The sequence below is a fragment of the Actinomadura atramentaria DSM 43919 genome, from assembly GCF_000381885.1.
Lineage (GTDB): Bacteria > Actinomycetota > Actinomycetes > Streptosporangiales > Streptosporangiaceae > Spirillospora > Spirillospora atramentaria.
Genome location: NZ_KB907208.1, coordinates 511,096 through 525,096, shown reverse-complemented (window position 1 = coordinate 525,096; position 14,001 = coordinate 511,096). Strand labels below are relative to the sequence as shown.

The 14,001-nt window shown below is 75.7% G+C and carries 11 protein-coding genes; 5 read left to right on the top strand and 6 right to left on the bottom strand.

Translation table 11 applies throughout. The features are described from left to right. Nucleotides 1-48: 48 nt before the first annotated feature. The 5 genes from G339_RS0102475 to G339_RS0102455 form a co-directional block, all read right to left on the bottom strand. Entirely contained in the window at nt 49-4,149 is a 4,101-nt protein-coding gene (locus G339_RS0102475) for a conjugal transfer protein (protein WP_019629493.1), read from the bottom strand. A gap of 71 nt (nt 4,150-4,220) precedes the next feature. Continuing rightward, the gene (locus tag G339_RS0102470; protein ID WP_019629492.1) at nt 4,221-4,505 is read right to left on the bottom strand and encodes a hypothetical protein; all 285 of its coding nucleotides are present in this window, start codon (nt 4,503-4,505) and stop codon (nt 4,221-4,223) included. 147 nt (nt 4,506-4,652) lie between these two features. Beyond that, a complete protein-coding gene (locus tag G339_RS0102465) occupies nt 4,653-5,672 on the bottom strand; it encodes a conjugal transfer protein (protein WP_026341079.1) in 1,020 nt (339 codons plus the stop codon). A 400-nt stretch (nt 5,673-6,072) separates the two neighbouring features. After that, a complete protein-coding gene (gene ychF, locus G339_RS0102460; protein ID WP_019629490.1) occupies nt 6,073-7,164 on the bottom strand; it encodes a redox-regulated ATPase YchF in 1,092 nt (363 codons plus the stop codon). 32 nt (nt 7,165-7,196) lie between these two features. Beyond that, nucleotides 7,197-8,213 (bottom strand): alpha/beta hydrolase, encoded by a 1,017-nt coding sequence (locus tag G339_RS0102455; protein ID WP_019629489.1) that lies wholly within the window; start codon nt 8,211-8,213, stop codon nt 7,197-7,199. 144 nt (nt 8,214-8,357) lie between these two features. Here G339_RS0102455 and G339_RS0102450 point away from each other — a divergent pair, with 144 nt between their 5' ends. Both G339_RS0102450 and G339_RS0102445 read left to right on the top strand, forming a co-directional pair. Further along, complete coding sequence (locus tag G339_RS0102450; RefSeq protein ID WP_019629488.1) at nt 8,358-9,719, top strand: DNA recombination protein RmuC; 1,362 nt, start codon at nt 8,358-8,360, stop codon at nt 9,717-9,719. Between the two features lie 53 nt (nt 9,720-9,772). Further along, entirely contained in the window at nt 9,773-10,294 is a 522-nt protein-coding gene (locus G339_RS0102445) for a DUF6542 domain-containing protein (RefSeq protein WP_019629487.1), read from the top strand. Between the two features lie 207 nt (nt 10,295-10,501). On the opposite strand, the gene G339_RS32290 is transcribed toward G339_RS0102445, so the two are convergent. Beyond that, nucleotides 10,502-11,494 (bottom strand): 4-hydroxy-3-methylbut-2-enyl diphosphate reductase, encoded by a 993-nt coding sequence (locus tag G339_RS32290; RefSeq protein WP_019629486.1) that lies wholly within the window; start codon nt 11,492-11,494, stop codon nt 10,502-10,504. Nucleotides 11,495-11,717: 223 nt separating this feature from the next. Between G339_RS32290 and G339_RS0102435 the strand changes: the two genes are divergently transcribed. The 3 genes from G339_RS0102435 to xseA all read left to right on the top strand — a co-directional run bounded on the left by G339_RS0102435 (nt 11,718) and on the right by xseA (nt 13,992). Then, nucleotides 11,718-12,401 carry a hypothetical protein gene (locus G339_RS0102435; protein ID WP_026341077.1) on the top strand — a complete coding sequence of 228 codons (684 nt, stop codon included), beginning with the start codon at nt 11,718-11,720 and terminating at the stop codon, nt 12,399-12,401. A 141-nt stretch (nt 12,402-12,542) separates the two neighbouring features. After that, nucleotides 12,543-12,767 carry a hypothetical protein gene (locus G339_RS0102430; RefSeq protein ID WP_019629485.1) on the top strand — a complete coding sequence of 75 codons (225 nt, stop codon included), beginning with the start codon at nt 12,543-12,545 and terminating at the stop codon, nt 12,765-12,767. Nucleotides 12,768-12,771: 4 nt separating this feature from the next. After that, nucleotides 12,772-13,992: an exodeoxyribonuclease VII large subunit gene (gene xseA, locus G339_RS0102425; protein ID WP_019629484.1), complete on the top strand. Its 1,221-nt coding sequence runs from the start codon at nt 12,772-12,774 to the stop codon at nt 13,990-13,992. Nucleotides 13,993-14,001: the final 9 nt, after the last annotated feature.

Here is a 14,001-nt window from a genome sequence, read left to right as displayed (position 1 = left end):
TCCTTCCCGCCGCGCTCCGCGTCGTGCGGGGCGGGCGTGCGGGGGCGCTCATCGGGTGGCCTCCTGCTCCTGCTGCAGCTCCTGGTAACGCTCGGGCACGACGCTGAACCCGCCGGCGACCACGCCGGCGAGGGCAAGATAGGCGCGGCGCGTCGGGGCGCGCAACGACTTCAGCTCGTTCCGGGGGGCCCGGTCCATGCTGAGGTGATCGTCCCACGGGATGCGGACGAGCGCCCGGCAGCGGCCGCGCGCGACGGACTCCGCGTGCTCGACGTCGCCCATGCTGCGGCGGCTCACCCCGTTGATCACCGTCACCGCGCGGGACCGCAGCTCGCTGTAGCCGTGCCCGTCCAGCCACTCGAACGTCATCGCGACCGCGCGGGGCGCGTCGGCGCTCGCCGGGGCGACCAGCACGATCTGGTCGGCGTGCGGCAGGACGCGCGCGACGACCGCCGCCGCCGCGTCCAGCAGCGTCACCGAGTAGAACCGGTCGATCGTGCGGATCGCGGTGGCGTAGTCGCGGTCGTCGAGGGCCTGCAGCGGGTTCTTGCCCGCCGCGATGACGTCCAGGCCGGACTTGGCCTGCGAGGTGTAGCGGCGCATCGCGGTGAGGCTGCCGACCTGGTCGGCGTGCGCGATCAGGCCGGTCAGCGTCTCGTTGGTCTCGCTGCGGGTGCGGCGGGCGAGCGCGCCCGGACCCGGGTTGACGTCCACCGCGACGATCGGTTCGCCGTTGTGGTGCGCCAGCGTGTGGCCGAGCATCAGCGCCGTGACGGTCTGGCCCGCGCCGCCCGTGCAGCCCAGCACGACGATGTGCCGGGTGCCGTGGAACGGCTGCTGGATGCGCTGCTGGTACTCGGCGTCGGCCTCGCCGTGGCCGCCGCCCACGGCCTGGACGAGGCGGCGCAGCCCGCCCCCGGTGACCTCGTGGTCGGGGCCGGGCGGGGTGATCGCGGGCTCGGACGGCGGCGGCTCGGGCGGCGGCGGCAGCGGCCGCGGCCGGACGGGCGACGCCGGCCCGGACCGCACCTCGCGCGGCGGGGCCTGCGCCTCGTCCCGCTCGCCCGCGTCGGGCCCGCCCCGCCACGGCGGCGCGGAGGGCCGCTGCCCGGGCCCGCCCGCCTCGGTCGCCCCGGAACCGTCCGGCCCCGCCCCGGGCTCACCCGGCATGTAGGGGTCGGGAACGTACTGGTCCGGCGCGGGCTGACCTGGTTGCGCGGGTCGACCGTACTGCGCGGACGCCGGTTGACCGGCCTGCGCGGGCTGCCCGGACGCCGGTCGATCAGCGTGCGGAGGCTGCCCGGAAACGGGCTGCGCAGGCTGGCCGGACTGCGCGGGCTGGCCGGACTGCGCGGGCTGGCCGAGCTGGCCGGGCGCGGACTGACCGGGCGCCGGTCGACCGGACGCCGGTCGACCGGGCTGACCGGACGCCGGCTGACCGGGCGCGTACGCATCCGGCCGCCCGGCGGTCGGCTGACCGGGCGCCGGCTGCCCCGCCCCGGCGCGACCGGGACCGTGGTGACCCGGCGCGGGCTGGTCGGACGCGCCGTGCCCCGGCGGCTGCCCCGCCCCCGGCCGACCGGACGCGGGACGACCCGCGACGGGCCGGTCCGGCGCGGGCCGGTCCGGCGCGGGCCGACCGGGCATGCGCCGACCCGCCACGGGCTGATCGGATGCGGGCCGCTCCGGCACCCGGTGGCCGGGCGCCGACTGACCGGAACCGGCCTGCCCCGCGCCGGGCTGACCAACGCCGGGCTGATCGGGCGCGTGCTGCCCCGCCCCGGACTGACCGGGCGAAGGCTGACCGGACGCGGGCTGACCGGACGCGGGCCCGTCCGCCCATGCGGGACGCGGCGGCGCCGGACGGGCCGGACCCGCCGGACGACCGGCGCGCGGCTCGTCGCCCGCCGGGGCGCCGCTCGCGGACGGCCGCGGCCGCGACAGCCCGTCCGTCCACGGCCGGGGCGGTTCCAGCCGCGCGGGCGGCCGCGCCTCGGGCGGCTGCCCGCCGGACGGCCGCGCTCCGCCGAACGCACCGGGCACCTGGGGGATGTCGGGCCGCGTCGCGGGCGGCTCGGACCGCGCGGCCGGGTTCCGCACCTGCGGGATGTCCGGCCGCGTCGTCAGCGGCCGCCGACGCCCCGATCCCGGCGTACGCCGCCCCGCGACGACGACGTCGCCGGGTTCCCCGTTGAACGCGGGCTCGTCCTCGGGCACGACGGGCATCACGGCCTGCCGCGGCAGATCGGGCCGCGTCGCGGGCGGCGGCCCGACCGCCCCCGCGCCCTCGCCGTCCCGAACGAAACGCTCGTCGCCCGCGACGGCGTCGGCCTCTTCGGCCGCCTCAACGCCGGACGCGTCGTCCTCCACCAGCGGCTCCGAAGCGTCGGGCCCGTCCACACCAGTCGGCGAACCGGACACGGCGGGCGCGGGCGCGCCGGAAACGTCGTCCCCGGCGGACGCCTCGACCGCGGCGGGCACGTCCTCACCGGCGGACGCCTCAACGGAGGCGTGCTCACCGGCGACCGGCTCATCGTCACCGGACGCCTCGGGCGCGGCGGGAACACGGACATTCTGCGCCGACGCGACCGGAACCTCGTTCTCCTCCGGGCCGGGCGGCTGCTCGCCGTCCGCAGGCGGCCGCCACCCGAACCCGGACTCGGCGGACCGCCACAGCGGCCCCGGCCGCCGCGCGGGCTCCTGCGTCGCATGCCCGGAGCCCGCCTCCCCCGCCTCCGGCCCGGAAGCCTCCGGCGGCCGCCGAGTCAACCCCGACCGCTGCTCCGACCCCCGCCCCGCGTCAGCGGGCCGACGCCCCAACCCGCGCGCGGGCTTCTCGAACTCCGCCGTCCGAGGCCGCCCCGCACCGCTCTCGTCCGCACCCGCCTGACCCATCCCAGCACCCGCTTCGGTATCCGACCGGCCGGTGCCCGGCCGCTCCACGCCCGGTCGACCCGCGCCGGGACGGTCCGCACCCGACTGCCCCGCACCGGACGCACCCGGCCGCCCAACGAGCGGCCGACCCACTCCCGGCTGGCCCGGACCCACCTGGTCCGCGTCCGCGCCCGGCTGTTCCGTACCCGGCTGCAGCGCGCCCGGCCGACCGGCGTTGGGCCGGTCCGCACCCGGCTGCCCCGCACCGGACGCACCCGGCCGCCCGACGCCCCGCCGCCCCGCTCCGAACCGGTCCGTCCCAAGCTGCCCGCGTCCCGGACGGTCCGGCGCGGCGTCCGCCGAAGGCTCGTCGTCGCCGTCCGGTGCGGCGGCCTTCCAGAACTCCGGATGCCCGCCGGGACGCCGCACGCCCGACGCGAACGCCCGCTTCCCGGTTCCCCCGGCGGCCCGGCCCGGCTCCGTTTCGCGCTCCCGCACCGGTTCCCAGTCCGGCTCGCCGCCCGGCTGCTCGGCCGTCCGCGCCGGGGGCACCGGCGGCGCAGCGGCGGCGGGCCGCGCGTCAGGCACGTCGTCGGGCGGCGACTCCAGCGTCGGCGTCGCGGGCGGCCGCTCGACCATCACCGGCACGTCGTCCTCATGGGAGATGTCCCGTTCGGCGCGCCGCCACGGCCGGGCGGGCGGCGGCACGACCGCGGGCTCACGCTCGGGCAGCGGCGGCGGCCCGGCGGCCCGCGCGGGCGCGACGGCGGGCGCCGCCGGAGCCTCGACCGCCGGAACCTCGACCCCCGGAGCCTCGACCGCCGGAACCTCCTCGGCCGCCCGCCGCCGCGCCCGCCGCCGCTCCTTGACGGCCGCGCGCTCCGGCGCGACGTCCTGCGCGGGCAGCTCCGGCCGCCGCCACACGCGCGCCACCACGACGACCTCGCGCGGCTCCCGGATCGGCGTCAACCGGCACCACGTGCGCGGCTCGGACAGGAACCGCGACTGCGACAGCAGCAGCTCGGTGAGCCGCTTCCCCTCGATCACCGGCCGCGTCGCCAGCCACGTCAGCACCCCGGGCGGGACGATGTAGAGCACGTGCCACGGCTGGTGGAACGGGATGCCGACGAGCGTGAGCAGGACGATCCACGGCACGAACACCCCGACGAAGACGCCGACCTGCACCAGCGGCAACGGCATCGGGAGCCGCAGGTCGTACAGCTTGTAAAGCCGCTTCTCGATCTTCCAGATGCTCGTGTACGTGGGTAGATCCACGCCCCTGCTCCCCTAACTGTCCGCGCACGGTGCCGCCTGCCCGGCCGCGTCCGGCGGCCTGGACCCGCCGGTCAGGTCAGGTCCACGCCGAGGGCCTTGGCGATGGCCTTGGCCGTCGTCTCGATGATGTTGGGCACATAGAAGACCACTCCGATGCCGATCGCGAGGACGATGAACTGGACGAACCGCGTGATCTCCCGGGTGAACAGGAAGAAGATCGCGACGATCGAGACGATGACGAGGAACAGCGGACCGAAGATCCCCCGCAGCCAGTCCGCGAGGTTGTCGGTCTTGAGTTCGTCGTTCGGCGCCGCCAGAACGTCGTGGGGAATCGACGCCATGATGTGGTGCAGCATCGACTGCCTACCTTTCCGGGTCGCCGGTGGTCGGGGGGACGTGTCCCCGGTGGGTCGCGGCGGCCGCGCGCGCGGGACGCGCCGCGGGGGTGGTGCCCGCCGGGGCCGCGGCCGCCGGTCGGGTCGTGCGGGTGCCGGGCGTCCGCGTCATGGCGCGCTCGGCTCGGTGATGCCGCGCACGTCGCGGACGTACCAGTCGCTCGCCTTCTTGACGAGGTCGAGCCGGTAGTCCTGCTCCAGCTCGCCGCCCGCGCCGCCGCCGGTGGCCGGGAGCTGCCAGGCGACGGTGGCGGTGACGACGCGCCGTCCGGGGTCGCCGGTCGGGGCGGTGACGCCGCGGACCGCGACGAACGTCACCGAGTTGCCGAGCCCGGCGATCGGCGAGCCCGCCGAGAAGCGGGAGAGCTGCGTCTGGTCGCTCTTGGCGTACGCGTCGAAGAACGTGCCGAGGATGGGCGTCAGCGCGGTCTCCAGGGCGGTGTCGCGCTCGCGGACGCCGTTCTGCGGCAGCGTCGCCCGGCTCGGCGGCGGCAGCAGCGCGGGCCGCCCCGAGACGACGAGCGCGCCGCCGTCCGCGTAGACCGGGACGGCGAGCCGCAGCCACTTGTCCTGGTTGCGGGCGAGCAGCGTGACGGTGCCGTTGTGGGCGTCGCGCGCGTCGATCCCGGCGACCTGCACGGAGCTGACCTGGAGCTTGCCCGCGTTGTTCCAGCCGAACTGGGCGGGCGCGCCGTCGGGCAGGAAGCTGCGGAGCTGCGCCTCGCGGGCGGCCGTGCTCTTGGCGTCGTAGTTGAGGTAGACGGCGGCGAACTGCAGCGCGAACGCGCTCGCGGCCGTGGTCGGGAACCCGGTCCCCTTGCCCGGCGACGGCTTCGCGGTTCCCGGCGAGTCGTCGGAGGTGAACCGCTCGAACGGCGCGCGGACGCCGTTGACGAGGATGACGAGGATCAGCGCCCACAGCACGGCGCGGCCCAGCCACACCCACCACCGGCCGCCGGACCCGCCGTGCCGCCCGCCCTCGACCCGGGAGCCGCCCCGCGTCCCCGGGTCGAACGACTCGTAGTCGGGCGCGTCGAAGGGGTCGGCGGCCGTGCCGAGCCCGCCGCCCGTCGCCGCGTCCTCCCCGGCGGTCCTGCGGCCGTTCTTCACGGCCGACCTGCGAGCCATCCTGCCTCCGCCCGCGCCTCGCCCCGTCCGGCGCGCTTCGATGCCTGGTCTGCTTGGAACGGTTCGTCCGAACCCATCTCGGGCCAGACTAACCACGACCGCCGATTCTTCCAGCGCATCGAGGCAAAGCACAGCCCCGCCGCGCGGTTGTGGATAACGCATTCGACGCCGTGCTGAACAGGCGAGATATCCAAACGGTGACGATGTCCTTCCCCTAACTCCGAACGGAGCGCGGGACCGGTCCGCGGGCGATCGGTGCGGCGCGCCGCGCCCGGCGCACCCGACGGCGTGCCGCTGGACACACCGGACATCTCACACGGCGGATTCCGGCCCACCGGAACCCCGGAACGCCGAACGCCCGGCCGTGATCACCGCACGACCGGGCGTAATAACGGACAAATCAGACGTTAAATCGGAATTCCACGACGTCTCCGTCGCGCATGACGTACTCCTTGCCCTCCATCCGGACCTTTCCGGCGGTCCGGGCGGCGGCCATCGACCCGGCCCCGACCAGGTCGTCGTACGACACGATCTCGGCCTTGATGAACCCGCGCTGGAAGTCGGTGTGGATCACGCCCGCCGCCTCCGGGGCCGTCGCGCCCTTGCGGATCGTCCAGGCGCGCGACTCCTTCGGCCCGGCCGTCAGGTACGTCTGGAGCCCGAGCGTGCCGAACCCGATCCGGACGAGCTGCGACAGCCCCGACTCCTCCTGCCCGAGGCCCTGCAGCAGCTCCAGCGCCTCGTCGTCGGGCAGCTCGATCAGCTCCGACTCGATCTTGGCGTCCAGGAAGATCGCCTCGGCCGGGTGGACGAGGTCGCGCAGCCGGGTGCGCAGCGCCTCGTCGGCCAGCTCCTCCTCGTCCAGGTTGAAGACGTAGAGGAACGGCTTGGCCGTCAGCAGGTGCAGCTCGCGCAGCAGCGCCAGGTCGATGCCCGCGTCCGCCGCGCCCGCGAACAGCGTCGTGCCGCTGTCCAGCAGCTTGCGCGCGGCCGTGACCGCGTCCACGACGGCGAGCTGCTCCTTGTCCTTCTTGGTGCGCGCCTCCTTCTCCAGGCGCGGCAGGGCCCGCTCGATGGTCTGGAGGTCGGCCAGGATCAGCTCGGTGTTGATCGTCTCGATGTCGCGGGACGGGGCGACCTCGCCGTCCACGTGCGTGACGTCGGCGTCCTCGAACACCCGGATGACCTGGCAGATCGCCGCCGTCTCCCGGATGTTGGCCAGGAACTTGTTGCCGAGCCCCTGGCCCTCGGACGCGCCCTTGACGATGCCCGCGATGTCCACGAACTCCATCGTCGCCGGGATGATCTTCTGCGAGCCGAAGATCCCCGCCAGCCCGTCCAGCCGGCGGTCGGGCACGCCGACGACGCCGACGTTGGGCTCGATCGTCGCGAAGGGGTAGTTCGCGGCGAGCGCGTCGTTCTTGGTCAGCGCGTTGAACAGCGTGGACTTGCCGACGTTGGGCAGTCCGACGATTCCGATGGAGAGGCTCACGGCGAATCAGTTTATGGGCCCCCGGACGGGGGTCAGGCCCCCGCTCCGCGCAGGAACTCCGCGACGTGCCGGAACACGGCCTTGCCCTCCGGCACGAAGTCGGAGAACACGGGGAACACGTGGACCTGCCCGTCCCACTCCTGGTAGACGGCCTCGACGCCGGACGCGCGGGCGCGCTCGGCGGCGGCGCGGGCGTCGTCGCGCAGAATCTCGGTGCTGCTGGCGACGAACAGCAGCGGCGGCAGCCCGGCCAGGTCGGCGCGGCCCGGCGCGAGCAGCGGGCTCTCCTCGACGCCGCCGTGCGCCTCGCAGTAGGACCGGCCCGCCCAGGCGAGCTTCCCGGCGGGGATCAGGGCGTCGGTGCGGGCGTTGAGCGAGTGCGAGTCCGCCTCGCACAGCAGGTCCGCCCACGGCGAGAACAGGAACGCGGCGGCGGGCTGCGGGCGCTCGCGCTCCTTCAGGGCGAGCAGCAGGGCGAGCGCGAGGTGGCCGCCCGCCGAGTCGCCGCCGACGACGATGTCGGACGGGGCGTAGCCCCGGTCGAGCAGCGCCTCGTACGCGCCGATCGCGTCCTCCAGCGCGTCCGCGGGCGTGTGCCGCGGCGCGAGCCGGTAGTCCAGCATCAGGACGGGCCGCGCCGTCGCGGCCGACAGCCGCCACGCGAACGGCCGGTACAGCCGGGGCCCGCCGAAGAAGTACCCGCCGCCGTGCAGGTACAGCGCGACCTTGCCCTCGTCGGGCGCGCCCGCGCGCACCCACTCGGTGCCGCCGGGCCCGGCGTCCTCCGGCGTGATCCGGACGCCGCGCGGGACGCCCTGGAACCGCCCGGCGAGCGCGGTGGCGCGCTGGATGAGCAGCATCCCGGCCTCGCCGTCGGGCCCGTACTCCCAGGCGCTGCGCAGCAGGACGCGGATGACGCGCGCCGCGATCCGCGCCTTGCCGGTCGGCGGCAGGCCGGGTTCGAGGGCGAGCGCGCGGGCGACGCGGCGCTGCGCCGGGGTGGTCGCCACGAACCGGAGCCGGGTGGATTCGAACGCGGAGAGGGCCATCGACGCCTCCTGGGGAACCGCGCGGAGACTCCCTGCCGTTCTCCGCACATCACGCTTTATTGGACACAGGGTCTCATGACCCGCGTCCCTCGCATCCGGCGCGTCGCGCCCGGCGGCACACGCGACCGCTGCGACGATGAACGCATGGATCTCGGGCTGTTCGTCGCCCTTCTCGTCGGGGCCGCCTTCGGTACGGCGCTCGGCTTCGCCGTCGCCACCGGCCGTCAGGGACCGCTCATCGCGCGCGCCCGCGCCGCCGAGGAGAAGCTCGCCTACGCCGAGGAGCGCATGGCCGAGCGCTTCGAGGCGCTGTCGGCCAAGGCCCTCGACACCAGCAACCAGCGGTTCCTCGAACTCGCCGACACCCGGCTGCGCGCCGCCGGGGTCGAGGCCGCGGGCGAGCTGGACCGCCGCCGCGAGGCCGTCGAGCACCTGGTCACGCCGCTGCGCGAGACGCTGGCCAAGGTCGAGGAGCAGTTGCGCGAGGTCGAGACGGGCCGCCGCGAGTCGCACGCGATGCTCGCCAAGCAGGTCGAGTTCGTCCGGCGCAGCTCCGAGGAACTGCGCGGCGAGACCCGCACGCTGGTGCGGGCGCTGCAGCGGCCCGAGGCGCGCGGCCGGTGGGGCGAGCTGCAACTGCGGCGCGTCGTGGAACTGTCCGGGATGGCGCACCACTGCGACTTCGACGAGCAGGCCGGCGTCGCCACGCCGGACGGGACCGTCCGCCCCGACCTCGTCGTCCGGCTCGCGGGCGGCAAGAACATCGTCGTGGACGCCAAGGTCTCGCTGGCCGCCTACCTCGACGCGGCCGCCGCCGACGACCAGCGCGCCGAGGGCGACCGCCTCGACGCGCACGCCCGCCACCTGCGCGAGCACGTCGACCGGCTCGCCGCCAAGACGTACTGGCGCGCGTTCAGCCCGACCCCGGAGTTCGTCGTGCTGTTCATCCCCGGCGAGGCGTTCCTCGCCCCCGCGCTCGACCGCGACCCCGACCTGCTGGAGCACGCGCTGCGCCGCCGCGTCCACATCGCGACGCCGACCACGCTGATCACGATGCTGCGGACCGCGTCGTACGCCTGGCAGCAGGAGGCCCTGTCGCAGAACGCGCGCGCGGTGTTCGACCTCGGCCGCGAACTGTACGAGCGGCTGGGCACGATGGGCGGCCACCTGGACGAGCTGGGCCGCGGCCTCACCAACGCGATCTCGTCCTACAACCGGACGGTCGGGTCGCTGGAGTCGCGCGTGCTCGTCAGCGCCCGCAAGCTGCGCGACCTCGGCGTCGTCGACGGTCCGCTGGACGCGCCCGAGCCCGTCGCGGACGCCCCCCGCGCCCTGTCGGCCGCCGAGCTGACCGCCGTCCCCGGCCGCCCCGCCGACGACGGGTACGATCCCCGCACGGACGGCGGACCGGTGGCCCGCCCGCGCGGCGCGGCCGACCCCGGCCCGGCGGCCCCCGCCGCCCGGCCCATTCCCGGACACGGCGAACGGCGGGAGAACCAGCGATGACGGCAACGGCGGACCGCTCGCCGGACGGCACCGGACGGCCCCCGGGAGGACGCGTGCGCGAACCCCGCCCGCGCCCCGCGGGCCGCAACCCCGCCGCGCTGACCGGGCGCGGCGGCATCGTCGTGCTCTTCGCCGCCGCGCTCGCCGGCGCGCTCGCCGCGCACTGGACGGGCACCGGCGTGCTCGCGGGCCTGGCGTTCCTGCTCGGCTGCGCCGCGGCGGCCCTGCTCACCCGCCCGGCGGACCTGCTGACGCTGGCCGTCAGCCCGCCGCTGGTGTTCTTCGCCGCGACGCTCGCGGCCGTGATCGTGGTGAACGCGGGCGAGCAGTCGCCCGTCCGGTCGATCGCGCTGGGCCTGCTCACCGCCCTCGCCGGGACCGCGCCGTGGCTGTTCGCCGGGACGGTCCTGGTCGTCGTCGTCACCGCGCCGCGCGGCATGCTCGCCCAGGTCCGCGACCTGCGCGGCCGCCTGGCGGGCCTGCGCCTCTTCCACGAGGAGGAGAACGCCGACCCGGTCCGCTGGGACGACTCCCGCCGCCGCGAACCCCCGGCCCACCACGCCGACGTGGACTGAGTTCATTCAGTCACGGCCCGAGATACTCGCCTGGCGGCTCGCACCTCGACCGCGCCTGGTGCGAGCGCGGCATCGCTCCGCGATCTGCCGCCAGGGGCTCGCCTTCGGCATCGCCCCCGGCGGCAGTTAACGCACTCGCGCTGTGGCTCGGGCACGCTGTCACGCCGTGGCTCACGTGCGCTGTTGCCGGGGCGTTCTCGGCTCTGGTCAGCCGACCGGGGTGATCGGGAGCTGGGCGCCCGGTTCGGCGCGGAGGTCGCGGCGGAGTTCCTTCGGGAGCGAGAAGCGCATGTGCTCCTCGACCGGCTCGACCTCCTGGACGTCGCCGTAGCCGCGCTCGGCGAGCCAGGCGAGGACGCCGTGGACCAGCTCGTCCGGCACCGACGCGCCGCTGGTGACGCCGACCGTGGTCACGCCCGCCAGCCAGGCCGGGTCGATCTCGTCGGCGTAGTCCACCAGGTGGGCGTCGTCCGCGCCGTGCTCCTTGGCGACCTCGACCAGCCGCACCGAGTTGGACGAGTTCCGCGACCCGACCACGATGACCAGCTCCGCGCCCGCCGCCATCTCCTTCACGGCCGTCTGCCGGTTCTGCGTGGCGTAGCAGATGTCGTCGGACGGCGGGTCGAGCAGGTTCGGGAACCGCTCGCGCAGCTTCTCGACGGTCGCGACGGTCTCGCTGACCGACAGCGTGGTCTGCGACAGCCAGGCGACCTTGTCGGGGTCGCGGACCTGCACGTTCGCGACGTCGTCGGGGCCGTCGACCAGGTGGATGTGGTCGGGCGCCTCGCCGGTCGTCCCGATGACCTCCTCGTGCCCCTCGTGCCCGATGAGCAGGATGTCGAAGTCGTCGCGGGCGAACCGGACGGCCTCCTTGTGGACCTTGGTGACGAGCGGGCACGTGGCGTCGATCGTCCGCAGGCTCAGCCCGGCGGCCTCCTGGTGGACGGACGGGGCCACGCCGTGCGCCGAGAAGACGACGATCGCGCCCTCGGGGACCTCCTCGGTCTCGTCGACGAAGATCGCCCCCTTCTCCTCCAGCGTCTTCACCACGTGGACGTTGTGGACGATCTGCTTGCGCACGTAGATCGGCGCCCCGTACTGCTCCAGCGCGATCTCGACCGTCTGGACGGCGCGGTCGACGCCGGCGCAGTAGCCGCGCGGCTTGGCGAGCAGGACACGGCGCGAGGTCGTGGAGGTCATGACCCCATCGTACGAGGCGATGTCCGGGCCCCGCGCGGCCGACCGGGAAAGCCCGGAAGCTGAGGTGAAGCCCGCTGGTGTGACCCACGGCACGCGCCCTTCGGACAGAAAGCCGTATGCCCGGGGTGACCGGGCTCCCACCTATGGGGCAGAGTGAGGACGGACAGACGGCCCACACGCGCGTTGCGGTCCGGTGCCTTCCGGACGGCGGGAGGGGAAGACGATGACGAAATCGCCGCGCCGACTCAAGCAGCAGGTGCAGGACACGGTGGGCGAGCAGATCCGCGACCTGCCGCTGCACGCCGTCCGGCTCGCGATGTTCGGCGTCGGCCGAGCCCTGCTGCTGAGCGACCGGATCACCAAGGACTACAAGGAGATCACCGAGGGCGGCGGCGTGCGGCCGGTCCTCGGGCGGCTCCGCGGGGACGTGCAGCACACGGCGGAGAAGGTCGTGGAGCAGGTCGTCGAGCGGGTGCGCGGCGGCGCGGAGGAGACCGAGCCCGCGCCGCGCCCGACGCCCCGCCGGACCGCGCCGCGTCCGGCGTCCCGCCCCGCGCCGCGCCCGCGCGCGGAGGAGCGCGAGATCTCCGTGGGCAAGCCGGTGGCCAAGCCCGCTCCCGCGCCGGTGCCCGAGCCGGAGCCGACGCCCAAGCCCGCGCCGGACCCGACGCCGAGCCCGTCCCCGCAGGCCGAGGCCCCGGCGAAGCCCGCGCCCGGCATCACCCCGGCGGACCTGCCCGTCCCCGACTACGACGCGGCGACGATCCCGCAGCTCCGCGCCCGCCTCCGCGGCCTGTCCGCCGACCAGGTGAAGCTGCTGCGCGAGTACGAGAGCACCCACGCGGCCCGCCCCGACGTGATCCGCATGTACGAGAACCGGATCATCAAGCTCAACGGCCAGGGCTGACCCGGCCCCGGGCCAACCTGCCCCACGCCGAGGGCACATCAACAGGTCCGGAACGCGCGACGGCCGCCGCCCCGAGAGGGCCGGCGGCCGTTCACGCGTTCCGGACCAGACCCGCTCGAGAACCGGCGCGTCGGCGTACACGTGATCGACGTCCACGCGGTCCAGCGCGGGGAGGACGGCCGCGAGGGCGGCGCGCTGCGGGGCGTCGAGCGCGGCGATGCGCTCGGCGAGGACGGCGACGCGGCGTTCGCGGGCGGCGCGCAGCGCGGTCCGGCCGGGTCCGGTCAGCTCGACGGCGACGACGCGGGCGTCGGCGGCGTCCCGGCCGCGGACCGCGAGCCCGTCGCGTTCGAGACCCTAGGGTGAACGCATGGGGATGGAGACCTCGGCCGAGTCGCCGGTGCCCGTGCGGACCGTGCTCCAGGCGGTCGGCGGCTGGATCGGACGGCTCGGCCGCATCTGGGTCGAGGGCCAGATCACCGAGCTCAACGCGCGCGGCGCCACGGTCTACGTGACGCTGCGCGACCCGGTGGCGAACATGTCCGTCCGGCTCGTCGGGCCGCGCGCGGTGTTCCAGGCCGCCGGACCGGCCGTCACCGACGGGGCGCGCGTCGTCGTCCACGCCAAACCGGACTTCTGGATCAACCGGGGCACGTTCTCGCTCAGTGCGATCGAGGTCCGCCCGGTCGGCGTCGGCGAGCTGCTGGCCCGGCTCGAACAGCTCAAGCAGGTGCTCGCCGCCGAGGGGCTGTTCCGGCCCGAGCGCAAGCGGGCGCTGCCGTTCCTGCCGGGCACGGTCGGGCTGATCTGCGGGCGCGACTCCGACGCCGAGCACGACGTCCTGCGCAACGCGCGGCGGCGCTGGCCCGCCGTGGCGTTCACCGTGCGGAACACGGCCGTCCAGGGCGCGCACGCCGTCCGGGAGGTGCTCGGCGCGCTGCGCGAGCTGGACGCCGACCCCGCCGTCGAGGTGATCGTCATCGCGCGCGGCGGCGGGTCGATGGAGGACCTGCTGCCGTTCTCCGACGAGGCCCTGGTCCGCGCGGTGTCGGCGGCGCGGACGCCGGTCGTCAGCGCGATCGGGCACGAGCAGGACAGCCCGCTGCTCGACCTCGTCGCGGACGTGCGCGCCTCCACGCCGACCGACGCCGCCAAGCGCGTCGTGCCGGACGTGCGCGAGCAACTGGAGTACGTCCGCCAGCTCCGCGACCGGGGCCGCCGCGTCCTCGCGGGCGGCCTCGAACGCGAGACGGCCTGGCTGCGCGGCATGCGGACGCGGCCCGCCCTCGCGGACCCGGTCCGCGAGATCGAGCGGCAGGCCGAGGGCGTCGCCGCGCTCCGCGACCGGACGCGCCGCTGCCTGACCGGCGCGCTGCACCGGGCGGGCGACGAGCTGGCGCACACGCGGGCGCGGCTGGTCGCGCTGTCCCCCGCCGCGACGCTGGCGCGCGGCTACGCGATCGTCCAGCGCGCCGAGGCGGGCGAGGGCGACGGCATCGTCCGCTCGACGGCCGACGTCGCCGCCGGGGACGGGGTGCTGCTCCGCCTCGCGGACGGGCGCGTCGCCGCGACCGTCACCGACGCCCCCTAGGGTGGACCG

Coding starts and splice junctions, on each gene's coding strand:
- G339_RS0102470 (WP_019629492.1), bottom strand. CDS start 4,505: ATGCTGCACCACATCATGGCGTCGATTCCCCACGACGTTCTGGCGGCG.
- G339_RS0102465 (WP_026341079.1), bottom strand. CDS start 5,672: ATGGCTCGCAGGTCGGCCGTGAAGAACGGCCGCAGGACCGCCGGGGAG.
- G339_RS0102455 (WP_019629489.1), bottom strand. CDS start 8,213: ATGGCCCTCTCCGCGTTCGAATCCACCCGGCTCCGGTTCGTGGCGACC.
- G339_RS0102450 (WP_019629488.1), top strand. CDS start 8,358: ATGGATCTCGGGCTGTTCGTCGCCCTTCTCGTCGGGGCCGCCTTCGGT.
- G339_RS32290 (WP_019629486.1), bottom strand. CDS start 11,494: ATGACCTCCACGACCTCGCGCCGTGTCCTGCTCGCCAAGCCGCGCGGC.
- G339_RS0102435 (WP_026341077.1), top strand. CDS start 11,718: ATGACGAAATCGCCGCGCCGACTCAAGCAGCAGGTGCAGGACACGGTG.
- xseA (WP_019629484.1), top strand. CDS start 12,772: ATGGGGATGGAGACCTCGGCCGAGTCGCCGGTGCCCGTGCGGACCGTG.